The organism is Mycobacterium sp. SMC-8, from assembly GCF_025263565.1.
GTDB lineage: Bacteria > Actinomycetota > Actinomycetes > Mycobacteriales > Mycobacteriaceae > Mycobacterium.
Map to the genome: position 1 here is coordinate 366,040 of NZ_CP079865.1, position 22,576 is coordinate 388,615.

At 67.9% G+C, this 22,576-nt stretch carries 24 protein-coding genes; 10 read left to right on the top strand and 14 right to left on the bottom strand.

Annotated elements, in window-relative coordinates; genetic code table 11:
* The first annotated feature begins 274 nt into the window (after positions 1–274).
* Positions 275–529, top strand: a complete 255-nt coding sequence (locus KXD97_RS01920; protein WP_260755200.1) for a hypothetical protein — start codon at positions 275–277, stop codon at positions 527–529.
* A 49-nt stretch (positions 530–578) separates the two neighbouring features.
* Positions 579–935, top strand: a complete 357-nt coding sequence (locus KXD97_RS01925; protein WP_260755201.1) for a heme-binding protein — start codon at positions 579–581, stop codon at positions 933–935.
* Between the two features lie 98 nt (positions 936–1,033).
* Here KXD97_RS01925 and KXD97_RS01930 read toward each other — a convergent pair whose 3' ends face one another.
* Complete coding sequence (locus KXD97_RS01930; protein ID WP_260755202.1) at positions 1,034–1,720, bottom strand: GAF and ANTAR domain-containing protein; 687 nt, start codon at positions 1,718–1,720, stop codon at positions 1,034–1,036.
* Between the two features lie 191 nt (positions 1,721–1,911).
* Between KXD97_RS01930 and KXD97_RS01935 the strand changes: the two genes are divergently transcribed.
* From KXD97_RS01935 to KXD97_RS01950, 4 genes are all read left to right on the top strand, one after another.
* On the top strand, positions 1,912–3,129 hold the full coding sequence (locus KXD97_RS01935; RefSeq protein WP_260755203.1) for an acetyl-CoA acetyltransferase: 1,218 nt from the start codon (positions 1,912–1,914) through the stop codon (positions 3,127–3,129).
* Entirely contained in the window at positions 3,126–4,688 is a 1,563-nt protein-coding gene (locus KXD97_RS01940) for a carotenoid oxygenase family protein (RefSeq protein ID WP_260755204.1), read from the top strand. Before KXD97_RS01935 ends, KXD97_RS01940 begins: the two co-directional genes overlap by 4 nt.
* A 30-nt stretch (positions 4,689–4,718) precedes the next feature.
* Complete coding sequence (locus tag KXD97_RS01945; RefSeq protein WP_260755205.1) at positions 4,719–5,576, top strand: helix-turn-helix domain-containing protein; 858 nt, start codon at positions 4,719–4,721, stop codon at positions 5,574–5,576.
* Positions 5,577–5,697: 121 nt separating this feature from the next.
* Positions 5,698–6,147 carry an Hsp20/alpha crystallin family protein gene (locus KXD97_RS01950; RefSeq protein ID WP_260755206.1) on the top strand — a complete coding sequence of 150 codons (450 nt, stop codon included), beginning with the start codon at positions 5,698–5,700 and terminating at the stop codon, positions 6,145–6,147.
* Positions 6,148–6,156: 9 nt separating this feature from the next.
* Here KXD97_RS01950 and KXD97_RS01955 read toward each other — a convergent pair whose 3' ends face one another.
* Positions 6,157–6,753 carry a GNAT family N-acetyltransferase gene (locus KXD97_RS01955; RefSeq protein WP_260758273.1) on the bottom strand — a complete coding sequence of 199 codons (597 nt, stop codon included), beginning with the start codon at positions 6,751–6,753 and terminating at the stop codon, positions 6,157–6,159.
* The gene (locus KXD97_RS01960; protein ID WP_260755207.1) at positions 6,750–7,184 is read right to left on the bottom strand and encodes a hypothetical protein; all 435 of its coding nucleotides are present in this window, start codon (positions 7,182–7,184) and stop codon (positions 6,750–6,752) included. The genes KXD97_RS01955 and KXD97_RS01960 overlap by 4 nt, the downstream gene beginning before the upstream one ends.
* A gap of 26 nt (positions 7,185–7,210) precedes the next feature.
* Here KXD97_RS01960 and KXD97_RS01965 point away from each other — a divergent pair, with 26 nt between their 5' ends.
* A complete protein-coding gene (locus KXD97_RS01965; protein WP_260755208.1) occupies positions 7,211–7,657 on the top strand; it encodes a cupin domain-containing protein in 447 nt (148 codons plus the stop codon).
* Here KXD97_RS01965 and KXD97_RS01970 read toward each other — a convergent pair.
* Positions 7,647–8,375 carry a 3-keto-5-aminohexanoate cleavage protein gene (locus KXD97_RS01970; RefSeq protein ID WP_396885570.1) on the bottom strand — a complete coding sequence of 243 codons (729 nt, stop codon included), beginning with the start codon at positions 8,373–8,375 and terminating at the stop codon, positions 7,647–7,649. The two genes, KXD97_RS01965 and KXD97_RS01970, sit on opposite strands and share 11 nt — an antisense overlap.
* A 154-nt stretch (positions 8,376–8,529) precedes the next feature.
* Between KXD97_RS01970 and KXD97_RS01975 the strand changes: the two genes are divergently transcribed.
* Both KXD97_RS01975 and KXD97_RS01980 read left to right on the top strand, forming a co-directional pair.
* Entirely contained in the window at positions 8,530–9,462 is a 933-nt protein-coding gene (locus tag KXD97_RS01975) for a cyclopropane mycolic acid synthase family methyltransferase (RefSeq protein ID WP_313901338.1), read from the top strand.
* A gap of 90 nt (positions 9,463–9,552) precedes the next feature.
* Positions 9,553–10,449 carry a cyclopropane mycolic acid synthase family methyltransferase gene (locus tag KXD97_RS01980; RefSeq protein ID WP_260755210.1) on the top strand — a complete coding sequence of 299 codons (897 nt, stop codon included), beginning with the start codon at positions 9,553–9,555 and terminating at the stop codon, positions 10,447–10,449.
* Positions 10,450–10,524: 75 nt separating this feature from the next.
* Here KXD97_RS01980 and KXD97_RS01985 read toward each other — a convergent pair whose 3' ends face one another.
* Entirely contained in the window at positions 10,525–11,760 is a 1,236-nt protein-coding gene (locus tag KXD97_RS01985; protein ID WP_260755211.1) for a KasA/KasB family beta-ketoacyl-ACP synthase, read from the bottom strand.
* Between the two features lie 94 nt (positions 11,761–11,854).
* Between KXD97_RS01985 and KXD97_RS01990 the strand changes: the two genes are divergently transcribed.
* Entirely contained in the window at positions 11,855–12,070 is a 216-nt protein-coding gene (locus KXD97_RS01990; RefSeq protein WP_260755212.1) for a DUF2945 domain-containing protein, read from the top strand.
* Positions 12,071–12,073: 3 nt separating this feature from the next.
* Here the strand turns inward: KXD97_RS01990 and KXD97_RS01995 are convergent, their stop codons facing one another.
* From KXD97_RS01995 to KXD97_RS02035, 9 genes are all read right to left on the bottom strand, one after another.
* Positions 12,074–12,844 (bottom strand): VOC family protein, encoded by a 771-nt coding sequence (locus KXD97_RS01995; protein ID WP_260755213.1) that lies wholly within the window; start codon positions 12,842–12,844, stop codon positions 12,074–12,076.
* A gap of 83 nt (positions 12,845–12,927) precedes the next feature.
* Positions 12,928–13,833: an amidohydrolase family protein gene (locus KXD97_RS02000; RefSeq protein ID WP_313901339.1), complete on the bottom strand. Its 906-nt coding sequence runs from the start codon at positions 13,831–13,833 to the stop codon at positions 12,928–12,930.
* 123 nt (positions 13,834–13,956) lie between these two features.
* Positions 13,957–15,381, bottom strand: a complete 1,425-nt coding sequence (locus KXD97_RS02005) for an aldehyde dehydrogenase family protein (protein ID WP_260755214.1) — start codon at positions 15,379–15,381, stop codon at positions 13,957–13,959.
* Between the two features lie 38 nt (positions 15,382–15,419).
* Complete coding sequence (locus KXD97_RS02010; RefSeq protein ID WP_260755215.1) at positions 15,420–17,135, bottom strand: thiamine pyrophosphate-binding protein; 1,716 nt, start codon at positions 17,133–17,135, stop codon at positions 15,420–15,422.
* A 2-nt stretch (positions 17,136–17,137) separates the two neighbouring features.
* Complete coding sequence (locus KXD97_RS02015) at positions 17,138–18,130, bottom strand: acyl-CoA dehydrogenase family protein (protein WP_260755216.1); 993 nt, start codon at positions 18,128–18,130, stop codon at positions 17,138–17,140.
* Positions 18,127–19,311, bottom strand: coding sequence for an acyl-CoA dehydrogenase family protein (locus tag KXD97_RS02020; protein WP_260755217.1), 1,185 nt, complete (start codon positions 19,309–19,311; stop codon positions 18,127–18,129). The genes KXD97_RS02015 and KXD97_RS02020 overlap by 4 nt, the downstream gene beginning before the upstream one ends.
* Positions 19,308–20,225: an acyl-CoA dehydrogenase family protein gene (locus tag KXD97_RS02025; RefSeq protein WP_260755218.1), complete on the bottom strand. Its 918-nt coding sequence runs from the start codon at positions 20,223–20,225 to the stop codon at positions 19,308–19,310. Before KXD97_RS02025 ends, KXD97_RS02020 begins: the two co-directional genes overlap by 4 nt.
* Positions 20,222–21,400, bottom strand: a complete 1,179-nt coding sequence (locus KXD97_RS02030; protein WP_260755219.1) for an acyl-CoA dehydrogenase family protein — start codon at positions 21,398–21,400, stop codon at positions 20,222–20,224. The genes KXD97_RS02025 and KXD97_RS02030 overlap by 4 nt, the downstream gene beginning before the upstream one ends.
* A gap of 9 nt (positions 21,401–21,409) precedes the next feature.
* Positions 21,410–22,558 (bottom strand): CaiB/BaiF CoA-transferase family protein, encoded by a 1,149-nt coding sequence (locus KXD97_RS02035; protein ID WP_260755220.1) that lies wholly within the window; start codon positions 22,556–22,558, stop codon positions 21,410–21,412.
* Between the last annotated feature and the right edge of the window lie 18 nt (positions 22,559–22,576).

The following is a 22,576-nucleotide window of genomic DNA, read 5'->3' on the forward strand; positions in this document are numbered from 1 at the left end:
CAACGCATACCGCCCCGCACACGGGTCGTCCCGATCATCCCCGGACCCGGGACGGTTCATGGGGCGAGTGCCGAGTCCTTGTTCGCTGTCTGTTTCGACTGATGCTTGACAGTTGCTTCGGCTGATCTCTGACAGCCCGGCAACGAGGCGTACTTTCCACTCGCCATTTCCCCCATCCTGGGGGATGTCACTACCCTCCGCCGACGGCAGATTGAGCACCAGCGCAGCCGATTACCGGCCCGCGGAACGTTGGTGATCGGGTCGGGAGGTAGTGATGCGCAAGTCCTACTTGGCAATTCCGTTGCTGGCGGCCGGCGCCGTGGCCGGCGCGGTGACGTCCGCCGCGGTGGCCGGTGCCGCCCCGGTCCTGTCCGGACCGTTCCCCACCGAGTATCCGTGGTGCGAGCTGGACATGTTCTGCTACGACGACGACATCAGTATCGCTCTGAACCCACAGCGGGAACGGCACGACGTGGGATATGGCGGAGGCGCCGCATTCGGCAGCGGTGACGACGACGATGACAATTGACGGTCGCAGGATCCCTGGCATGTTGACTCGACCACGAAAAGGAGTGGGTATGTCTGCTCTCGTCCGATCTGCAGGTGCGGTGGTGCTCGCCGGGGCCGCGTTGCTCGGCTCCGGCCCGCTCGCGGCGGCACAGCCGGCCCCGGCCCCCAACTGCTCGATCGCCGACCAGGCCGGCATCCTGTCCGGGGTGTCCGCATCGCTGTCGGCCTACATGTTCACCCACCCGGACGTGAACTGGTTCTTCACCAGTCTGCGCGGTCTGCCGCCCGAAGAACGGCGAGCCAAGGTCGAGTCCTACATGGACACGAGCCCGCAGGTAGCCTCCGAGCTGCGCGGCATCCGGCAGCCGATGATCGATTTCCGCGCCCGCTGCGGGCTCCCGCCGGCCAGCATGCCGGACGCCTGACCGTCGGGCTGCGCAGCGCACTTCCAGCCAGCAGGTAGTGCGGCCTGACCGAAGAGACGTTCCTGATCCGGCCCCGCGGGCTCTGACCCCGCGGCCGGTCAAGTGCCCCGGGTCTCGATCACCTTGTCCGCGACGTCGACGAGCTTGGTGTTGCTGTCCTGCGAAAGTCTGCGCAGCATCTCGAAGGCGGCGATGTCATCGACGTTGTACCGCTCCATGATGATGCCCTTGGCCTGGCCGATGCGGTCTCGCGTCGACAGTGCCGAGGTCAGCTGCTCGTTCTCCCGGCTGGCCAGGATCGCGGCGGCCGCATGGGCCGCGAGCACCGCGCCGATCGTCTCGGCCTCGTCGTCGAACACGTGCGGCCTCAGCGCGAACAAATTGAGCGCTCCCGCGGTCTTTCCACTGGTGTAGAGCTTGAACGACAGACCACTCAGCACACCGATCTCCGCGGCGGCGGGCGCATACTGCGGCCAGCGCCGTTCGGTGCGGAAGTCGTCGGTGCGCACCACCACCTCATCCAGCGCGGCGTCGAGGCATGGCCCCTCTCGGAACGTCATCTGCAGTTCGTCGAGGCGATGTGGCAGCTCAGAAGTGCCGGCCACCGTTTCGAAGCGTCCCCCCTTACCGACGAACAGGATGCCGGCCGCATCGACACCGGGGATCAGATCCAGGACTTCACCGGTGACATCGGACAACACATCCTCGACGCGGCGAGGGGTGGCCACCGCCCGGGCCAGCTCCGCCATCCGCTTGGCCAGCGCATGGCTGGACGTTTCAGTCATTCGTACAGACTTCCCCATCCGTTCCGACATGTACACGCGGCCCGGGTTTGCGCGTCGGGCGCGGGGGCAATGCAGGGCGGCAGACAACGACGATGGTCGACCGTCGCCGCTGTCGAGGTCTCGTCGGTTCAGACAGGAGCCGGCGGGGCCGCCTCTTCCAGTCACTCTGTTAGTTGTAGTACGGTGCCGGCATGAGTCCGGCCGGCGTGTGGATCCTGGGTGGCTACCAGAGCGACTTCGCACGCAACTACGCCAAGGAAGGCCTGGACTTCGTCGGGCTGACCGCCGAGGTCGTCACGTCGACGCTGCACGCGGCGAAGGTCGGCGCCGGCCAGATCGGCGTCGTGCACGTCGCAAACGCCTTCGGCGAGCTGTTCGCCGGCCAGGGTCACCTCGGCGCCATGCCCGCCACCGTCGACCCCGGGCTGTGGGGGACTCCCGCGGTGCGTCACGAGGCAGCCTGCGCGTCGGGCAGCGCCGCGGTGTTGGCCGCGATGGCCGATCTGCGCTCGGGCGCCTACGCCTCGGCACTGGTGCTCGGCGTGGAGTTGGAGAAGACGGTCCCCGGCGACGTCGCCACCGCCATCCTCGGCGCAGCGGCGTGGACCGGACACGAAGGCCGCGACGCGAAGTTCATGTGGCCGTTCATGTTCGAATCCGTCGCCGCGGAGTACGACCGGCGCTACGGCATCGACGAATCCCACCTGCACGCGATCGCGGCGCTGAACTACGCCAACGCCAAGCGCAACCCGCAGGCACAGACCCGCGATTGGTCGATTCCCGACCCCGTCACCGCCGACGACGTCACCAACCCTGTCGTCGAAGGCAGGCTGCGGCGACTGGACTGCAGTCAGCTCACCGACGGCGGCGCCGGCGTGGTCCTGGTCAGCGACGACTGGCTGCGCGACCACCCGCGTGCGCGTCCGCTCGGCCGCATCGACGGTTGGGGTCACCGCACCGTCGGCCTCGGCCTGCAGCAGAAACTGGACCATTCGGCCGGCGAACCCTACGTGCTGCCCCACGTGCGGACGACAGTGCTCGACGCGTTCTGCCGCGCCGAGGTCACGCTCGACGACGTCCACGGCTTCGAGGTGCACGACTGCTTCACCCCGAGCGAATACCTGGCGATCGACCACATCGGCCTGACCGCGCCCGGCGAGTCCTGGAAGGCGATCGAACAGGGCGACATCGCGCCCGGCGGCCGGCTCCCGATCAACCCCGGCGGCGGCCTGATCGGCGGCGGACATCCCGTCGGCGCGTCCGGGGTCAGGATGCTGCTCGACGCGGCACGTCAGGTCAGCGGCACCGCGGGCGCCTACCAAATCGACGACGCAAAGACCTTCGCCACCTTGAACTTCGGCGGCAGCACCGCCACCACGGTCAGCTTCGTCGTCGGAAGGACGCCATGACATCGCCCCACCCCGAAATCGTCGGCAAGTACCTCTCGACGCTGCCCGAAGACGACGACCACCCCTACCGGACCGGACCGTGGCGCCCCCAGACCACCGAGTGGGACGACGACGACCTCCGCGTCGTGGAGGGGCAGATCCCGGCCGACCTCGACGGCGTGTACCTGCGCAACACGGAGAACCCGCTGCACCCCGCCCTGAAGTACTACCACCCGTTCGACGGCGACGGCATGCTGCACATCGTCGGATTCCGGGACGGAAAAGCGTTCTACCGCAACCGCTTTGTCCGTACCGACGGTTTCATCGCCGAGAACGAGGCTGGCGGACCGCTGTGGCCCGGGATCGCCGAACCCATCGAACTCGCCCGCCGCGACTACGGCTGGGGCGCACGCACCCTGATGAAAGACGCGTCCTCCACCGACGTCATCGTGCACCGGGGTGTCGCACTGACCAGCCACTACCAATGCGGCGACCTGTACCGCATCGACCCGTGCAGCGGCGAGGACCTCGGCAAGGAGAACTGGCACGGCACATTTCCCACCGACTGGGGCGTGTCCGCGCACCCCAAGGTCGACGACCGCACCGGCGAACTGCTGTTCTTCCACTACAGCAAGCAGGCGCCACATATGCGCTACGGCGTGGTCAGCGCCGCCGGGGAGGTGGTGCACAGCGTCGACGTCCCGCTGCCCGGCCCGCGGCTGCCGCACGACATGGCGTTCACTGAGAATTACGTGATTCTCAACGATTTCCCGCTGTTCTGGGACACCTCCCTGCTCGAGCACAACATCCACCTGCCGCGGTTCCACCGGGACCTGCCGTCGCGATTTGCGGTCGTCCCACGCCGCGGCGACACCTCCCAGATCAGGTGGTTCGAGACCGACCCGACCTACGTGCTGCACTTCCCCAACGCCTACGAGGACGGTGACGAGATCGTGCTGGACGGCTTCTTCCAGGGTGATCCCGAACCCACCCAGGGCATCGACAACGGCATGAGCCGCAAGTGGCAGCAGATCTTCCGCAGTCTCTCCCTGGACGGCATGCAGACGCGGCTGCACCGGTGGCGCTTCAACCTGGTCACCGGTCAGGTCCGCGAGGAGCCGTTGTCCGACTGCCTCAGCGAGTTCGGGATGATCAATCCCGGCTACGCGGGCCGCCCGCACCGCTACACCTACGCGGCCACCGGCAAGCCCGGCTGGTTCCTGTTCGACGGCCTGCTCCGCCACGACCTGCACACCGGAACCGAGACGCACTACGCCTTTGGCGAGGGCGTGTTCGGCAGCGAAACCGCGATGGCGCCCCGCTCCGATGTCGCCGCCGGGGCGGCTCCGCGGCCCAATGTCGCCGAGGACGACGGCTACCTCATCACGCTGACCACCGACATGAACGCCGACGCGTCGTACTGCCTCGTGTTCGATGCGGCCCGGGTCGAGGACGGACCGGTGTGCAAACTGCTGTTGCCCGAACGCATCTCCAGCGGTACGCATTCCACGTGGGCACCCGGATCCGACCTTCCGCGGTGGCGGGACACCGACTCGGCCGCCGCGGCGATCGGGCTGTAGTTGCCGGAGGCACCCAACGCCGTAGCGCGGATGCTCGGCCTACTCGGGGACGAGTGGACGCTGCTCATCGTGCAGCGGGCCATGCTGGGGACCCGCCGCTACGGCGACTTCACCGCCGCACTTCCGGTGTCCAATGCGGTGCTGTCGAATCGGCTCAACTCGCTGGCGGGCGATGAGCTGCTGGTCCGGCGGCAGTACCAGGACAACCCTTCGCGTTCGGAGTATCTACTCACGCCGAAGAGCCGCTCGCTGTGGCCGATGCTCACCTCGGTCTGGGAATGGGAACGACGGTGGGTACCCGACCACGCCGAACCCCTGCCGCAGATGCACCACACCGGCTGCGGCCGGGACTTCCGGCCGGAGATTACCTGCCGTTCCTGCGGCAGCGGCGCCGACGGGAAAGATGTTGTCGCACAATGGGGACCGAGCGGGTCATGGGCGCGGTCGATCCCGGCCGGCACGAACCGGCGGCGCTCCAGTGCCCGCCGCTGCGGGGCCGCGGTGCTGTTCCCGCAGACCATGAGTGTCATCGGCGACCGGTGGGCGTTCGCCCTACTGGTCGCCGCGTTCGTCGGCATCGGCCGGTTCACCGACTTCCAAAGTCAGCTCGGAGCCCCGCCGGCCACCATCGCGGGCCGGCTGTCGGTGTTCACCGATGAAGGGATCCTCGGCCAGGACGGCGGTCGCTACCGGTTGACCGAGAAGGGGCTCGCGTTCTTCCCGGTACTGGTGTGCGCGCTGGACTGGGCGCAGCGCTGGTTCCCGTCCCCGGAGGGACCCGCGGTGCTGCTGACCCACACCGCCTGCGGGCGCAGGTTCGCACCCGCGCTCGTCTGCGATCACTGCCGTGCACACCTGCGCGGAGCCCAGATCCGGGCCCTGAGATGAGCCGGAAAATTCGGCGCCAGGGCTGGCACTCTCCATGGTCGAGTGCTAATCTCGCTGCTGCACAGTGATTTGGCTGCCCGCCGGGGTGGCGGGCTCTGAGTGAGGTAGGAGGTGGATTGCTGTGCTCCGCTTTGATCCGTTCAGTGACCTTGATGCCTTGACCCGGGGCTTGCTGACCAGCCAGACCGGATCAAACCGAGCCCCACGGTTCATGCCGATGGACCTCTGCAAGATCGACGACCTCTACGTGCTGACCGCCGACCTGCCCGGTGTCGATCCGGGATCGGTCGACGTGAACGTCGACAACGGCACGCTGACCATCTCGGCGCACCGCACCGCACGTTCGGACGAGTCGGCGCAGTGGCTGGCCAACGAGAGGTTCTTCGGCAGCTACCGCAGGCAGCTCTCTCTCGGCGAAGGCATCGACACGGGCGCCATCTCGGCAACCTACGAGAACGGCGTGCTCACCGTGACGATCCCGGTGGCCGAGAAGGCCAAACCGCGCAAGATCGAGATCAGCCACGCCGGCACGCAGAAGTCGATCAAGACCACGACGATCGACGCCGAATAGTCCGGCGGCTCAGCCGTGGCGGTCCAGCCGCAACCGCAGGTTGGACCGCACGGCCGGCCACTCGATATCAAGAATCGAATACACCACGGTGTCCCGGCGGGAGCCGTCGGGCAGCAGCTGATGACTGCGCAGGGTCCCATCGAGCTTTGCGCCGAGGCGCTCGATCGCGGCCCGGCTGGTGAAGTTGAAGAAGTGGGTGCGGAATTCGACTGCGACGCAACCCAGAACGTCGAACGCGTGACTCAGCATCAACAGCTTGGTCTCGCTGTTGACGCCGGTGCGTCGCACCGCGTCGACGTACCAGGTGTTGCCGATCTCCAGCCGCCGGTTGGCGCCGTCGACGTCGAGATAGCTCGAGGACCCGATCAGCGCCCCGTCGCCGCCGCGTACCACGAAGGTCAAGCCGGTGTCCGGCCGCTGCAGGCCGAGTCGCATGTCGAGCCAGTCGCGCGCCCGGCCCGCCCGCGGCGTGCCGGTGAACCACAGCCGGCCCAGCTCGCCGTCGGCGGCTGCCGCCTCGATCTCCGGGAGATGTTCGGGGGCAAGCGGTTCCAGTCGAACCCAGCGGTCACCGGTCAACGTGACCGGCTCGACGAAGCCGGTCATCGCACGGTGGCCGGCGCCGACGACGTCCATGCCGAGAGCATCGCCCAGATCGAGAGCAGCGCTGAGGCCAGCGCCAGCGCCGCGGCGACGTACAGACCGTATCCCGCCGACACCGGCGGATAGACGTAGAGTCGGTAGAACCACAGCGCGAGCACGACCAGCACCACCGAAATCGCCAGTGCCGCCGTGGAAGCCATGCGCCCGGAGATTCCCCGCGCCGCCATCGCGCCCGCGACCACCAGTGTTGCCGCCAGCAGCACCACCAGCTGGCCCACCCCGAAGGCGGGCGGAGGCACCGGCATCGCGCCGGCCACCCCCCCGATCGCGTTGGCGCGGGCCCCGTCGGCGGATCTGAGCCACGGCAGCCACGCGCTGACGGCGATGAGCAACGCGCACAGCGCGACCAACCACCCCGGAAGCGCGCGAGCCATGGCGGGAAGACTACTAGGGTGAGCCGATGAGCGATCTTCCCGAGTGGGCGCGTCGCCTGGACCTCTCCCCGCACCCGGAAGGGGGCTGGTTCAAGGAAACCTGGCGCAGCGATCTGACGATCCCGCAGTCGGCGTTGCCTCCGGATTACGCCGGGGTCCGCAACGCGGGAACGGCGATCCTGTACCTGCTCATGCCGGGGCAGCAGTCCGCCTGGCACACCGTGCGCAGCGCCGAACTGTGGCTGTACCACTTCGGCGGGCCACTGCTGCTGGAGGTCGGTGCCCAGCAGGAATCGGCGACCACCCACCTCCTCGGCGCCGACCTCGACGCGGGCGAGATCCCGCAGTTCGTCGTGCCGCCCGGGCACTGGCAGCGCGCCCGCCCCCGCGACGCCCAGCCCTGCCTGGTGAGCTGCGTGGTGGTCCCGGGATTCGATTTCGCCGACTTCGCGCTCGGCGCCTCTACCGACTGAACAGCTCCACCGCGGCCGAGCCCAGGGCCGCATTGCCGGCGGCGGCGGCACCGTCGGGCATCTGCAGCGTGTCCTCCAGGCCGATGCGCGTCTGCAGCCCCCGTACCCCGGCGTGTTGCAGCAGCGGCCAACAACTGGCGTCGAATCCGTGCAACAGAATCGGCGCCGGCGAGTTCGCTGCGGCGACGATGCCCAGCAGTTCGTCGGCCGTCGCCGTGTCGGCGTCCGACCCGAGTTCGATCATCACGCGCATGCAGTGCTGCGCGATGCCCGAGGCCGCCCAGGACTGCGCCGCCTCGGCGTGGAAGATGCCGACCTCCACGCCGAGCCCACGACCGAGCAGCAGTTCGGCGAGTTCCGGAGAACCGGGCTCATGCCAGTTCAGCGACGCGAAGTCCGGCAACACACTCCAGCCCTGCACCGCCCGGAGCCGTTGCCCGGGATCGGGCAGCGCCCAGAAGCCGGTCGTCACGCCGAGCGGCAGCCCCGGCAGCGCGTCCCGCACGGCGGCCACCGCGGCGTCGACCTCACCGGCGAGCAGCGAGTCGGCGCCCTCGGCGTCCTTGGGGTGCATGTGCACGGCCCTGGCGCCCGCCCGGTGCGCCGCCACCGCTTCGGCGGCCAGCTCCGCGGGGGTGACGGGCAGGTTCGGATGCTGGTCCGGCGTGCGGGCACCGTTGATGCACGCCTTGAGGTAGATCTGCGAGCTGCGGCTCATGAGCACCATCTTGACGGTCATGGGCGTGGGTCGCCCGGTGCGCGGCCCGTGCCGCGTACATTCAGACGCGGACCGTTTTCACGTTCTCCAGGCGGGGTAGTAGAGAACCAGCGTCCCGCCCGGGCGTGACATCTGCATGCCGACAGGACACTTGATGCCTAACAGCTCAACCGACCAAGCGAACCAGACCGCTGAATCCGCCTGGCTGTCCAAATCCGCGTCCCAGACCCGCGGCTCGGACAAGAAAGAAGTCCAATTCCACTACGACATCTCCAACGACTTCTTCAAGCTCTGGCAGGACCCGTCCCAGACCTACAGCTGCGCGTACTTCGAGCGCGACGACATGACCCTCGAGGAGGCTCAGCTCGCCAAGGTCGACCTGTCCCTCGGCAAGCTGGGCCTCGAACCCGGCATGACGCTGCTCGACATCGGCTGCGGCTGGGGGTCGACCATCCAGCGCGCTGTGGAGAAGTACGACGTCAACGTCATCGGCCTGACGCTGTCGGAGAACCAGAAGCAGCACATCGAGACCAACCGGTTCCCCAACATCGACACCAGCCGCAGCATGGAAGTCCGGCTGCAGCCGTGGGAGGAGTTCGACGGCAAGGTCGACCGGGTCGTGTCGATCGGCGCGTTCGAGCACTTCGGCTTCAACAAGTACGACGACTACTTCAAGAAGACCTTCAGCTGGATGCCCGACGACGGTGTGATGCTGCTACACACGATCATCATCCCCAGCGATGACGAGATCAAAGCCAAGAAGCTGCCGCTGACCATGTCGAAGGTGCGCTTCATCAAGTTCATCATGGACGAGATCTACCCCGGCGGTCGTCTGCCGCTGGCCGCTCAGGTCACCGACGCGGCGACTCGTAACGGCTACAACGTCACCCGCGAGCAGCACCTGCAGCCGCACTACGTCAAGACGCTCGACACCTGGGCCTCGAACCTCAAGGACAAGAAGGACGAGGCGATCGCGATCACCTCAGAGGAGATCTACGAGCGCTTCTACAAGTACCTGACCGGGTGCGCCGACCTGTTCCGCGACGGCTACACCGACGTCGTCCAATTCACCTGCGAGAAACCGTAAATGACGCCCGTGTAGTAATTTGGGTACGCGCGTAACCTGGATGCCCACACGGAACGAGAATCCGCTTTTTCGGATGGAGGTCGGTCGGGAATGGTCAAGAGCACGGTGAACCCGCCCGAGGCGGGCAAGAACATGGAGCCCCACTTCGACGAGGTTCAGGCGCACTACGACCTCTCCGACGACTTCTTCGGCCTCTTCCAGGATCCGTCCCGGACCTACAGTTGCGCCTATTACGAACGCGACGACATGACGCTGGCCGAGGCGCAGCTGGCCAAGATCGACCTCGCGTTGGGCAAGCTGGATCTGCGGCCGGGTATGACGCTGCTCGACATCGGTTGCGGTTGGGGCTCGGTGCTCCGCCGTGCGGTGGAGAAGTACGACGTCAACGTCATCGGCCTGACGTTGAGCCGCAACCAACACAAGTTCGCCCAGGAACTGCTCGACGGCCTCGACACGCAGCGGTCCCGGCGCATCCTGCTGCGCGGCTGGGAGCAGTTCGAGGAACCCGTCGACCGCATCGTCAGCATCGAAGCCATCGAGGCGTTCCCGCAGGAGCGTTACGCCCCGTTCTTCAAGATGTGCAGCAGCGTGCTGCCCAGCGGTGGCCGGATGCTGCTGCAGGCCATCCTCGGCCATCCGCTGAAGAAGTGGCCCGAATTGGGCATTCCGATCACGATGACCGACCTCAAGTTCATGCGGTTCATCGCCAAGGAGATCTTCCCCGGCGGCTCGGTTCCCGGCGAAGACAACATCGTCGAACTGTCCGCCGATGCCGGGTTCACGCTGGAGCACAAGCAGTACCTGAACAAGGACTATGTGCGCACCCTCGACACCTGGGCCGAGGCGCTGGAGGCCCATCACGACGAGTCCGTCGCGGCCACGTCCGAAGAGGTCTACCAGCGGTACATGAAGTACCTGACCGGATGCAGCGACTTCTTCAACCGTGGCATCAGCGAACTGGGTCAGTTCACTCTCGTCAAAGCCTGACCCCGCTGCCGGCGCAACTGCATTCCGGCGGCAGAAGGTCGAGAAACGCCCTGTTCAGTTGCAGTTTCGGCGTCGCTAAGGGCGGCCGAACACCAGCGACACGTTGTGGCCGCCGAACCCGAACGAGTTGTTGATCGCGTACTGGTAGTTGCCGGGCCGCGGGCTGCCTGCCACCACATCGAGGTGGATGTCCGGGGCCAGGTTCTTCAGATTGCGCGTCGCCGGCACCACGCCGTCGCGCAGGGCCAACAGCGTCAGAACCGACTCGACCGCACCCACCGCCCCCACCGAATGCCCGAGCGCCCCCTTCGGCGCGTACACCGCAGGTGAGTGGCTGCCCAGTGCGTTGTTGATCGCCACCGCTTCGGCGACGTCGCCCACCGTGGTTCCGGTCGCGTGCGCGTTGACGTGGTCGATGTCGATCGGTGACAGGCCGGCGAGCTCGATCGCCCGGGCCATCGCGTGGCCCGCCCGCTCGCCGTTGGGATCGGGGGCCACCATGTGGTAACCGTCCGAGGTGACGCTGGCCCCCATCAACCGGCCCACGATCCGGGCACCCCGAGCCCTCGCGTGCTCCTCGGTCTCGATCACCAGCAGCGCGCCGCCCTCCCCGAACACGAAGCCGTCGCGGTCCTTGTCGAAGGGCCGGCAGGCGCCCTGGGGGTCGTCGTTGTTGGTCGACATCACGATGCGCATCTTGGCGAACGCGGCGATCGGCACCGCTTCGATGCGGGACTCCACTCCCCCGCAGATCGCGATGTCGGCGTCGCCGAAGATGATCTGCCGCCACGCCTGGGCCACCCCCTCGGAGCCCGACGCGCATGCCGACACCGGGGTCACCATCCCGGCGCGGGCATGGTGATCCACCGCGACCGCGGTGGACGGCGCGCTGGGCACGTATTGCTGCACCGCGTTCGGTGCGACGGCGCCATATCCGCGTTGGCGCAGGTCGTCGTACGCGAAGATCATCATCTCGATGCCGCCCATCCCGGTGCCGATCGACACGGCCAACCGGCGCGGATCCACCTCGGGCGAACCGGCGTTCTCCCACACCCGCCGGCCGAGCACCAGGGCCATCCGCTGGATGTACGAGTGGTTCGCGACCTCCTCGGGGGTCAGCTCCTCGTCGAAGGTCTCCAGCAGGTGCCCCCCGATGCGGACCGGCAGGTCGAACTCTTCGACGAACGAGTCCGGTAGGTACCGGATACCGCTGCGCCCGTCCAGTAGCGCCCGCCACGTCGACTCCACGTCCGTGCCCAGAGCCGTCGTCATGGCGATGCCGGTCACCACCACGTCCGGGAACTTAGCCATGGTCCCCCCATGCTGCCGATACTGTCGCCGGTAATGCGTGTACTCGACATGTACCCCACGAGTAGCGGGTCCCGCTACGGGTATCCGCAACCATATGGCAGAACAGAAGTTCACCACCGGTGACAAGGTGACCTGGCAGAGCCACGGCAGCACGGCCGAGGGCACCGTCGAGGAGAAGATCACCTCCGACACCGAGGCTGCCGGGCGCACGGTGCGGGCATCGCCGGACGAACCCCAATACCGGGTGCGCAGCGACAAGAGCGGCAACGACGCCGTGCACAAGCCCGACGTTCTGAAGAAGAAGTCGTGACGATCAGCTCTCGATCGACGACAGGTTGAACCCGGCCCCGGTCGGATCCGTCACCGCGGCCAGCCTGCCGTACGGGGTGTCCTCGGCGGCCCGCACGACGCTCCCGCCGGTGTCCACGATGAGCTGCACGGTCTTGTCGACGTCGTCGGCGCCGAGGAAGAAGGACCAGCTCGACGGCGCCTCGCCCGGGATACCGCTGCCGTCCATCACGCCGAGCAGCGCCGCACCGTCGAACAGGGCTGTGCTGTAGCGGAACTCATCGGAGTCGGACACGGTGTCGATGTCCCAGCCGAAAACCGTGCGGTAGAAGTCGAGAGCTCCCCGGTAGTCAATGGCGGTGAGCTGGTGGTAGACCGGTGCGCCGGGCTGGTCGACGAGTTCGTAGCCGTGGTGGCCGGTCGGCTGCCAGAGCCCGAAGAATGCGCCGGCCGGGTCGGTGATCATCCCCATCCAGCCCTTGCCGGGAACCTCCATCGGCGCCACGCACGAGGTGCCACCGGCCGCGGTGGCCTTGTCGACAGTGGTCTGGATGTCGGCGGTGTGCAGGTAGGTGGTCCAGGCGTCGGGGGCGTCCCACTGCGGGTCGTTGACCATCAATCCGGCCACCGGTCGGCCGTCCAGGAGTGCGGTGACGTAGCCGCCGTACTCCGGGCCGGCGGTGTCGAAGGTCCAGCCGAAAACCCTGCCGTAGAAGTCCTTTGCGCGGTCGAGGTCGGAGGTGGCCAGGTCGATCCAGATGGGGGCGCCCAGCGGGACGGAGGTACGGACGGGCATCGAACTCTCCTGTTCAGTGGTCCAGGGGTGGTGTGTCATCGATGCAGACCGACGGACCGGCGGAAACTCATCGCGCCCCGGCGCTAGGAGGCGAGCCCCAGCACCCGCAACGCGTTCTGCTTGTAGATCAGCGGCACCACCGCCGGGTCGATGTCGAGAGTGTCGAAGTCGCGGCGCCAGCGTTCGAGCTGGATGTACGGGTAGTCGGTGCCGAACAGCACCTTGGTACGCAATTGGCGTCCCATCGCTTGGACCAGTTGGGGCGGAAAGTACTTCGGCGACCACCCCGACAGATCGATGTAGACGTTGGCCTTGTGCGTGGCGATCGAGATCTGCGCATCCACCCACGGCACGGCCGGGTGGGCCATCACGATCGTCAGCTCCGGGAAGTCGGCGGCGACGTCGTCGAGGAGCATGGGATCGCTGTAACGCAACTTGATGCCGTGGCCACCCGGCAGCCCGGCGCCCATACCGGTCTGCCCGGTGTGGAATAACGCGGGCACACCGGCCTCGGCGATCGCATGGTAGATCGGGTAGTGGGCGCGGTCATTGGGCTCGAACGCCTGCATGCTCGGATGGAATTTGAAGCCCTTGACGCCGTGATTGCGCACCAGGTCGTGGACACGGTGCACGGCGTGACGGCCCTGCCACGGATCGACGGAGCCGAACGGGATCAACACGTCGTTGTTGCGGGCGGCGCCGGCGACCAGGTCCTCGATCGAGTTCGGCGCGTGCCGCATGCCGTGGCGGGCGTCGATGGTGAACACCACCGCGGCGGTGTTGTGCTGTCGGTACTGCTCGGCGACGGCGTCCACGCCGGCCGCGACGCCTTCCAAGGCGGAGGGCATCTTGAAGTACTTGCCGGTCGCCTCGACCAGAACGTCGTCATAGGCGCGGTGGCCGTGGCTGTCGACCTCGACGTGGGTGTGGATGTCGATCGCCGCGACCGCATCGAAATCGATTCCGTACTCGTACTTTTCACTCGACACTGCGCCGAGCGTACGGTTTCTGAGCGATTTCCGCCGCCGATATCCGTCAGAAACACCTACGCTCGCCCGAGCACGCCAGGGTTTGGCGGCAGGCGTACCCCGGCGCGCCGTGATCTCGGGGGTTTACGCCGGGGCGTAGCCCAGCGCGGCCTTGACCTCGAGGAACTCGTCGAATGCGAACGGGCCCCACTCCCGGCCGTTGCCGCTGCGCTTGTAGCCGCCGAACGGCGCGGCCATGTCGAAGCCGTGGTTGATCGCCACCGACCCGGCCCGGATGCGGCGCGCCACCGCGCGCGCCTTCTCCAGATCGGCGCCCGAGACGTAGCCGGCCAGACCGTATTCGGTGTCGTTGCCGATCTCGACAGCCTGGTCGATGTCGTCGTAGCCGAGGATGCACAGCACCGGGCCGAAGATCTCCTCACGGGCGATCGTCATGTCGTTGGTGACATTGGCGAACACCGTCGGCTTGACGTAGTAGCCCTTGTCGAGGCCGTCGGGCCGGCCGGTGCCGCCGACGACGAGCGTGGCGCCCTCGTCGATGCCCTTCTGGATCAGGCCCTGGATCTTGTCGAACTGCGCCTTCGACGCGACCGGCCCGATCGCGGACTTGTCGGACCGATCGCCGACCTTGACCGCGGACGCGGTCTCGCGGGCCACCGCGATCGCCTCGTCCATCCGCGAATTCGGCACCAGCATCCGCGACGGCGCATTACAGCTCTGCCCGCTGTTCACCATCATCACCGACGTGCCCGCGGCCACGCTCTTGGCGAAGTCCTGGTCGTCGAGCACGATGTTCGGGCTCTTGCCGCCGAGCTCCTGGGTGACCCGCTTGACGGTCGGGGCCGCGTTGCGCGCCACCTCGACGCCGGCGCGCGTCGAGCCGGTGAACGAGACCATGTCGATGTCGGGATGGCTGGAGATCGCGGCCCCGACACCGGGCCCGTCACCGTAGACGAGGTTGTACACCCCGGCGGGAACCCCTGCGGCGTCCAGGATTTCGGTGAAGATCTGCGCCGAATACGGCGCGACCTCCGACGGCTTGAGCACCATCGTGTTGCCGGTCGCCAGCGCCGGGAACACCTTGCAGGCGATCTGATTGATTGGCCAGTTCCACGGCGTGATCAGCCCGCACACCCCGATCGGTTCCTTGACCACCAGCGTGCTGCCGTGCTGCTCCTCGAACTCGAAGTTCTTCAGCGCATCGATCGCGGTCGCCAGGTGCCCCACCCCGAGGTTGACCTGCGGGCCTGATGCCAGCCCCGCCGGTGCGCCCATCTCCTCGGTGACGGCCTCGGCCAGATCACCGGCCCGCTTCTGGTATTCGGCCATGATGGCGCCGAGCAGGTCGAGGCGCTCTTCGCGGGTGGTCTGCGACCAGGTGCCGAACGCGCGCCGCGCCGCGGTGACCGCGAGGTCGACGTCGGCCGACGACCCCAGTGCGATCCTGCCGGAGATCTCCTCGGTGGTCGGGTTGTCCACCTCCAGCGCGTTGGGCCGGACCGGGTCGACCCACTGGCCGTCGATGTAGTGCTTCAGATATTCACGCATGGTGCCATCCTTACTCAAAGGTTCGCCGATCCCTAGGCCTACTGGGTGCCTTCTGCATACCAGGTGCGGAACCGGTCGTACTTCGGCATCTCCTCGGAATTGGCCTTTGGGTCGATGCAGACGTGCACGACCGCGGTCTTGCCGCTGGCGTAGGCCCGCTGGATGGCCGGACCGATCTCGTGGTCCTTCTCGACATACTCGCCGTGGCAGCCGAAGCCCTCGGCGATCTTGTCCATCCGGACGTCCTTGCTCCAGTGCACACCGGGCTGCGGCGACGGCTGCTCGAAAGTCCGCTTGTAGACCCCCACTTCGAGGCCCCACTGGTGGTCCACGCCGACCACGCAGACCAGCGGCAGGTTCTCCCGCGCCGCGGTCTCCAGCTCCGCGATGTGGAACAGGAAGGCCGAATCGCTGGTGAGCAGCATGACCGGGCGGTTGCGACCTTCGGCGACCGACGCGCCGACGGCGTACGGCAGCCCGGTGCCGAGGTGGCCGAAGTTCTGGTTCCAGATCACGTCGCGGGGTTTGGTCTGCGAGTAGGTCCACTGGAAGATCACCGTGGCGCCGCCGTCGCGGACCATGATTCCGTCCTCGGCGTACTCGTCGAAGGCTTTGGTCGCCTCGACGACGAAGCGGGCCGGGTGCACCGGGGTGCTGCCACTCGGGGCTTCGTCGGCCACCCGGGCCAGCTCGGCGGCGTCGGCCTTGACCAGGGCATCCAGATTCGCCGAGGCGCTGCGCGGGGTGTCGCGCAGCGCCTCGACCAGCTGCGGCACCACCCCGCGCAGATCGCCGACCAGCGGTACGTCGAAGGATCGGTTCACGCCGATCGCGGTCGGATCCTGCTCGACGTACACCCACTTGCGGTGCGCGTCGTTGCCGGCCCAGTGCTGGGTCCGGCCGTAGTGCATGGGCTCACCCAGTTCGGTGCCCAACGCCACGCACAGGTCGGACTCCTCGACGGCCTGATTGGCGGCCGGGGAGAACAGGTACGGGAAGGTACGGTCCTGCAACCCCGGGATGAACGAGGTGCCGCCCGAGGTCTGGATCACCGGGCAGGCCATCAGCTCGGCCAGCTCCTTGACCTGCTGCTGGGTCCGAGACGTGTGAACGCCATGTCCCACCAACAGGATCGGACTCTCGGCCTGGCGGATCAACTCGACCGCCCGGGCCACCTCGGGTGCGCCGGCGCCCTGGTTCACCAGCCGGTACGCCGACGGCGGCGGCGCCTCCCCCACGTTGAGCTCTTCGAGGATGACGTGCGAGGGGAACTCGATGTAGGCGGGGCCGGGAGTGCCCGACATCGCGCGCCGAATGGCCTCGTGCACAATCTCGTCGGTCTGGTCGGCGTACTCGATCGAGCTGCTGTACTTCACCGACGGCGCGAAAAGCCCCTCCTGCTGGACGAACTGGATCCGCCCGCGACGCACCCGGCGCTCGGTGATGCGGGCGCGCTGGCCGCCGAGGAAGATCACCGGCGAGTTCTCCACCAGCGCGCACATCATCGCGCCGGCGATGTTGGCCACGCCCGGTCCGAGAGTGCCGATGCACAGACCGGGCTTGCCGGTCATCCGGGAGGCGGCCTCGGCCATGAAGCCCGCGCTGAGCTCGTGGTGCGGCGCGACGACCGACCATCCTCGAGCGTCGGCCTCGGTGAACATGTGCACGAAGTTGGGGTCGGGGATGCCGAACAGCGTGTTGACGCCCTCGGCCTCGAACAGGTCGAGAATGCGCTTGTACACGGGTACACCCATGGTCAAATCCCTTTCGAATATCTTTGCGAGAGTCGTTTCCGTTGTGCTGCAGCCGAACCGAACAACGAGCGGTTCAGCGTGGCGCGTTTGAGATAGACGTGGATGCCGCTCTCCCACGTGTAGCCGATGCCGCCGTGTAGCTGCATGGCCTTGCCGGCCACGTCGACGGCGGCCGAGCAGGCGTAGGACTTCGCCATCGCGGCGGCCACTGCGGCATCGCCGCCGTCGGCGACGACCCGGACCGCGTCACAGACGAGCCGACGCGATACCTCGATGGCGACCAGCATGTCGGCGCAGGCGTGCTTGACGGCCTGGAAGGATCCGATGGGGCGCCCGAACTGGTGCCGCACCTTCACGTATTCGACAGTGGCCGTGAGCATCTGCTCGGCCAGACCCAGGCTGTCGCAGGCGAGCGCCACCTCGGCGCGATGCCGCACGGTCTCCGGAGCGCCGGTCAGCGGGAGCAGTTCGGTGACCTCGGCCGCGTCGGCGCTGACGGTTGCCAATTGCCGGGTGCTGTCGACCACCGGTTGGGAAACCACGGTCACCTGTGCCGGGTCCACCACCGCCACGGCGCCGCCGACGAGGACCAGAATCCGGTCGGCGCCGACAGCGTCGGGGACGAAGCCGGCGTGTCCGGTCAGCCGGCCGCCGTCGACGGCGAATCCCTCCGTCACGACGGCCAGCCGCCCGGGCCCGGATGCGACGGCGCCGAGCAGCTCGTCGCGAATACCGCTGGGCGACAGTTTGTTCAACACTCCGACAGCCAGAACTGCGCTGCCCAGGAAGGCGTTCGCTCCGGCGGCACGCCCGATCTGGTCGAGGATCACCGCCGTCTCGACGAACGTCGCCCCGGATCCGCCGAGGCTGTCCGGGACTTCCAGGCCGGGCCAGCCCGCGTCCACCAGCACCGGCCAGTCCACGGCACGGTCCTTGGCGAGCACACCGCCGGCGACCGAACGCAGCTCGTCGTGGAACTCGGAGAAGTCCGTCATCCGACGCTCGGTTCCCGCGGCAGGCCCAGCCCGCGTTCGGCGATGATGGTGCGCTGGATCTCGCTGGCACCGCCGGGGATCGTCCACTCCCAGGAGCCCACGAAATCCAGCACCCAGGAACCTGATTCCCATCCGCTCGACATCGGCTTGGCCAGCTCGGTGTGAGCGTCCAGGCCGCCGATCTCGGCGCCGAAATCGGTCAGCCGCTGCAACAGTTCGCTGTAATACAGCTTGACGACCGACGCGTCCGCCGGTCCGGCCGCGCCGTGTTCGACGATCTGCCGGCACAGCCCACGCAGTCCGGTGATCTCGGTCTCGAACCCGGCCAATCGGTCGGCGACGATCGGGTCGTCCAGCGGCGCGGACTCCACCAGCCGGCGGAATCCGGCCGTGCCGAGCCGCTCCGCGAGTTCGAGCATGGTCATCCCCCGCTCGGCGCCCAGCGTCGCCTGCGCCACCTGCCAGCCGTTGTTCTCCGCGCCGATCAGGTTGGCGGCCGGAATCTTCACCTCGTCGAGGAAGATCTCGCAGAAGTGCGAGTCACCGATGGCGTTGCGGATCGGGCGTACCTGCACGCCCGGGGTGGTCATGTCCAGCAGAAAGTACGAAATGCCCGCGCTCTTTCGAGCACCGGGGCGCTTCGGCGCATCCGGGTCGGTGCGGGCCAGCAACAGGCACCAGTCGGCATGCATCCCGCCGCTGGCCCACAGTTTCTGTCCGCTGACCACGTAATAGTCCTCGCCGTCGGCGCCGCACCGGCGGGCGGTGGTGCGCAGCGCGGCCAGATCCGAACCCGCCTCGGGTTCGGAGAAGCCCTGAACCCAGATCTCGCCGTCGAGAATTGCCGGCAGGTGCCGCCGGCGCTGCTCGTCGGTGCCCGCGACCAGCAGGGTGGACGCGGCGTGGTGGATCCCGACGAACGCCAACACGAGCCGGGGCGCATCATGGGCGGCCAGCTCCTGGTACAGCACCACCTGCCGGTCGACCGAGAGGCCACCACCCCATTCGGCCGGCCAGTGCGGCACGGCGTATCCGGCGGTGTGCAGTTCGGCGAACCACGCCTTCTGGAAGCGGACGAACTCGTCGTCGCTCACCCCGGTCTGGGTGGCCCGCCAGTCGGCCGGGATGTGGTCGCGGCACCAGGCCCGGACCTCGGCGCGAAACTCGTCGAGCACGGTCATGCGAACAGTCCCGTCAGGCCGCGGCGTCCGGCACGCCGGGTGAGGTGGTCGCGCGTGGCGGACAGTCCGAACGGCAGCCGGCGCAGCGGTTGGCTGTGGCGCGACAGCCATGACAGGGTCGTCTCGTCGCAGAAGCCGGCCGCGCCGTGCAACTGGTGGCACACCCGGAACACCACCTCGGCGGCTTCGATGGCGGCCATCCGCAGTGCGAGCGCGTCGTCGACGGCGTGCGGCTGGTCGGTGGCGATGCTCCACACCGCGTGCTTGGCCAGGATGTCCACCCCACTGCGCTCGACTTCGGCGTCGGTGAGCTGGAACTGCACCCCCTGAAACGAGGCCAGTGTCTGGCCGAACTGTTGACGCAGGCTCACGTGCGCGACGGTCAGCGCCACCGCGCGGTCGAGCATGCCCAGCAGGCTCCAGCACGGCAGCACCAGTGCCAGAGCGACGTCCGCGGCGCCGGCATTGTCGACGGGAGAGAGCTCCAGCTCCGTGACGAACGCCGGCCCGGTACCGCGGTGCCCGGCGACCAGCGACCGGTTGCCGTCGAGATCGACTGCGGCCCAACGCAGATCCAGACCGGCGATCGCGGCGGCCGGGCGGGCGCCGCCGGCCACGACCAGGCCGTCGACATCAAGGTCCGCGGGTGCGGCCAACCGCTCGGCGAGCGGGTACGGCAGCGCCCAGTAACCGGCACTGCGGCACAGGGCGGCAGCGGCTTCCAGCCCGTCGGCGTCGGCGCGCGGGTCCAGATCCCACGCGCCGAGGCCGTCCAGGACGGGACCGACCAGTGCTGCACGGGTGTCGGGCGCGGCCTCGGCCTGTTCGACCAGCCGGTCTCCGCCGGCGTTTTCGAAAGCGTGCCGGGCCTGCCTGCCGTATTCCAGCGCGTCGTCGCTGAGATCCAGGATCATTTCCCAGCCCCTGCTGAGAGCATTGCGCGGGACAGCAGAATACGTTGCATCTCAATGCTCCCCGAGGACACAGTGGACGCCTGCGAGTAGCGCCAGTGGTCGTCGACCTCACCGAGGAACCACGCCGCGCGGTGGTCGTCATGGCACACCTGCGCCGCGATGTCCATCAACACCTCCGCGCTGTCCTGGTCCAGTGTGGTGACCGCGATGCGGTAGGCCGACGCGTCGCCGGGGGTGATGCGACCGCTGCTCTGCAGCGCCACCACCCGGTAGGCGAGCAGCCGGGCGCGGCGACAGTGGGTCAGCATCCGGATCCAGCGGCCCCGCAGCTCGGCGGGCAGCGACTCCCACCGGTCCCCCAGCACCGCCGGTGCCGCCGCCAAAAGCCGTTCGCAGCGGGCGTATCTCGCAATGCCGACGCGTTCGAACGCCATCACGTCCTGCACGATCGACCAGCCTGCGTCGACGGTGCCGAGTACGTCGGCCTCGGTGACCCTCAGGTCGTCGAAGAACACCTCGTTCAGGTGGTGCGGGCCCAGCATGGTGCGGATCGGGCGCACCGTGATCGCCGGATCGTCCATCGGCACAAGGAAGATCGTCAGACCCTGCTGCTTCTTCCGGGTCGCGCCCTCCCCCACCTTCGAGGTGCGCGCGAGCAGGAAACACCACTGCGCCATCGTCGCGTACGACGTCCAGATCTTCTGACCGCTGACCAGCCACCCGTCGCCGTCCTCGGCCGGGCGAGCGTAGGTGCGTAGCGACGCCAGATCCGAACCCGCTTCGGGCTCGGAGAAGCCCTGGCACCAGATCACCTCACCCGCGGCGATGGGCGGGAGGTGTTGACGCTGCTGTTCTTCGGTGCCGTGGCGCATGATGATCGGGCCGACCCAGTTGACCCCCATGTACTGCGCGCCGCGCGGTTCGTGGTGGGCCCACATCTCCTCGCGCACCACCGTCTGCTCCCACACCGACGCGCCACTGCCGCCGAACTGCTCGGGCCAGGCCAGGCACAACAGGTTGCGTTCGGCCAGGGTGCGGCAGAACGCCTGCGCGGTCTCCAGGTCGGCCGGGTCATCGGTGAACGCGCCGAGGAAGTGCTCGGGCACATGCTCGTTCACCAGATCGCGGAGCTCGCGGCGCAGGTCCGCGGCGCGCTTGCCCATGTCGAAGTCCATCGGTTGCTCCTATCCCGCGCCGAGGCCGAGTTCGTCGAGCACCGCCGCGGTGTCCGCGCCGAGTTCCGGGGCCGGCCCTCGCACCCGGCCCGGCGTGCGGGAGAACCAGGTCGGCACGCCGGGGAACCTGACCGGGCCGTGCGGGGTGTGCACGGTCTCGAACAGGCCCACCGCGTTCAGGTGCGGGTCGACGAACAACGCGTCGGGGGTGTTCAGCGGTGCGGCGGGAATCTCCAGTTCCCGGAACAGGTCCAGCCATTCGGCGGTGGTCCGCTCGGCCAGCGTCTCGGCGACGAGCCCGTACACCGCGTCGATCTGGTGAGCGCGGGCTTCCAGCGTGGCGTAGGTCTGCGAGGACCAGGCCGGTTGCACCGCGTCGATGAATGCGTTCCAGTGCTTGTCGTTGTAGATCAGCGCGGCGATGTAGCCGTCCTTGGTGCGGTAGGGACGGCGGTTCGGAGCGACGGTCCTCGGATACACGGCCGGCCCGAGCGGGGGGTCGAACATGGCGCCGTTGGCATGTTCGACCAGCATGAACGAGGCCATCGTCTCGAACATGGCGACCTCGACCTCCTGGCCCTCCCCGGTCCGCTCCCGGTGGAACAGCGCCATCGTGGTCGCGTAGAGGGCCGTCAGGCCGGCCACCTTGTCGGCGATGATGGTGCCGACGTAGTCGGCCTCACCGGTGAGTTGCCGCTGCACAGCCGGGATTCCGCACTCCGCCTGGATGGTGTCGTCGTAGGCGGGGCGGTCCCGCTCCGGCCCGCGCCGCCCGTACCCGTAGCAGTTGGTGTAGACGATCGACGGGTTGATCGCGGCGACGTCGTCGTAGCCGAGGCCCAGTTTCGCGATCGCCTTCGACCGCATCGAGTGGATGAACACGTCGGCGCGTCCCACCAGCGCCCGCATCGCGACCTTGCCCTCCTCGGAGCGCAGATCCAGCACCACACTGCGCTTGCCGCGGTTGACGTTGACGAACACCCCGCTCATGCCCGAGACAGGACCGACCGAGATGAAGCGGGTGTTGTCGCCCTCGGGCGGTTCGACCTTGATGACGTCGGCGCCCATATCGGCCATGATCTGGGTGCAGTACGGACCCATCACCATCGCGGTGAGATCGACGACGCGGATGCCCGCCAGCGGTCCGTTGTCAGCCATCGAGCGGCCTTTGTAGTC

Bases quoted from the DNA above. Each gene is read 5' to 3' on its own strand.
- KXD97_RS02010 (WP_260755215.1), bottom strand. From the start codon at position 17,135: ATGGGTGTACCCGTGTACAAGCGCATTCTCGACCTGTTCGAGGCCGAG.
- KXD97_RS02035 (WP_260755220.1), bottom strand. From the start codon at position 22,558: ATGGCTGACAACGGACCGCTGGCGGGCATCCGCGTCGTCGATCTCACC.
- KXD97_RS01920 (WP_260755200.1), top strand. From the start codon at position 275: ATGCGCAAGTCCTACTTGGCAATTCCGTTGCTGGCGGCCGGCGCCGTG.
- KXD97_RS01930 (WP_260755202.1), bottom strand. From the start codon at position 1,720: ATGACTGAAACGTCCAGCCATGCGCTGGCCAAGCGGATGGCGGAGCTG.
- KXD97_RS01945 (WP_260755205.1), top strand. From the start codon at position 4,719: ATGCTCGGCCTACTCGGGGACGAGTGGACGCTGCTCATCGTGCAGCGG.
- KXD97_RS02025 (WP_260755218.1), bottom strand. From the start codon at position 20,225: ATGATCCTGGATCTCAGCGACGACGCGCTGGAATACGGCAGGCAGGCC.
- KXD97_RS02005 (WP_260755214.1), bottom strand. From the start codon at position 15,381: ATGCGTGAATATCTGAAGCACTACATCGACGGCCAGTGGGTCGACCCG.
- KXD97_RS02030 (WP_260755219.1), bottom strand. From the start codon at position 21,400: ATGGACTTCGACATGGGCAAGCGCGCCGCGGACCTGCGCCGCGAGCTC.
- KXD97_RS01995 (WP_260755213.1), bottom strand. From the start codon at position 12,844: ATGCCCGTCCGTACCTCCGTCCCGCTGGGCGCCCCCATCTGGATCGAC.
- KXD97_RS01980 (WP_260755210.1), top strand. From the start codon at position 9,553: ATGGTCAAGAGCACGGTGAACCCGCCCGAGGCGGGCAAGAACATGGAG.
- KXD97_RS02020 (WP_260755217.1), bottom strand. From the start codon at position 19,311: ATGACCGTGCTCGACGAGTTTCGCGCCGAGGTCCGGGCCTGGTGCCGC.
- KXD97_RS01975 (WP_313901338.1), top strand. From the start codon at position 8,530: ATGCCTAACAGCTCAACCGACCAAGCGAACCAGACCGCTGAATCCGCC.
- KXD97_RS01940 (WP_260755204.1), top strand. From the start codon at position 3,126: ATGACATCGCCCCACCCCGAAATCGTCGGCAAGTACCTCTCGACGCTG.
- KXD97_RS01965 (WP_260755208.1), top strand. From the start codon at position 7,211: ATGAGCGATCTTCCCGAGTGGGCGCGTCGCCTGGACCTCTCCCCGCAC.
- KXD97_RS01955 (WP_260758273.1), bottom strand. From the start codon at position 6,753: ATGACCGGCTTCGTCGAGCCGGTCACGTTGACCGGTGACCGCTGGGTT.
- KXD97_RS01925 (WP_260755201.1), top strand. From the start codon at position 579: ATGTCTGCTCTCGTCCGATCTGCAGGTGCGGTGGTGCTCGCCGGGGCC.
- KXD97_RS01935 (WP_260755203.1), top strand. From the start codon at position 1,912: ATGAGTCCGGCCGGCGTGTGGATCCTGGGTGGCTACCAGAGCGACTTC.
- KXD97_RS01970 (WP_396885570.1), bottom strand. From the start codon at position 8,375: ATGAGCCGCAGCTCGCAGATCTACCTCAAGGCGTGCATCAACGGTGCC.
- KXD97_RS01985 (WP_260755211.1), bottom strand. From the start codon at position 11,760: ATGGCTAAGTTCCCGGACGTGGTGGTGACCGGCATCGCCATGACGACG.
- KXD97_RS01990 (WP_260755212.1), top strand. From the start codon at position 11,855: ATGGCAGAACAGAAGTTCACCACCGGTGACAAGGTGACCTGGCAGAGC.
- KXD97_RS02015 (WP_260755216.1), bottom strand. From the start codon at position 18,130: ATGACGGACTTCTCCGAGTTCCACGACGAGCTGCGTTCGGTCGCCGGC.
- KXD97_RS01960 (WP_260755207.1), bottom strand. From the start codon at position 7,184: ATGGCTCGCGCGCTTCCGGGGTGGTTGGTCGCGCTGTGCGCGTTGCTC.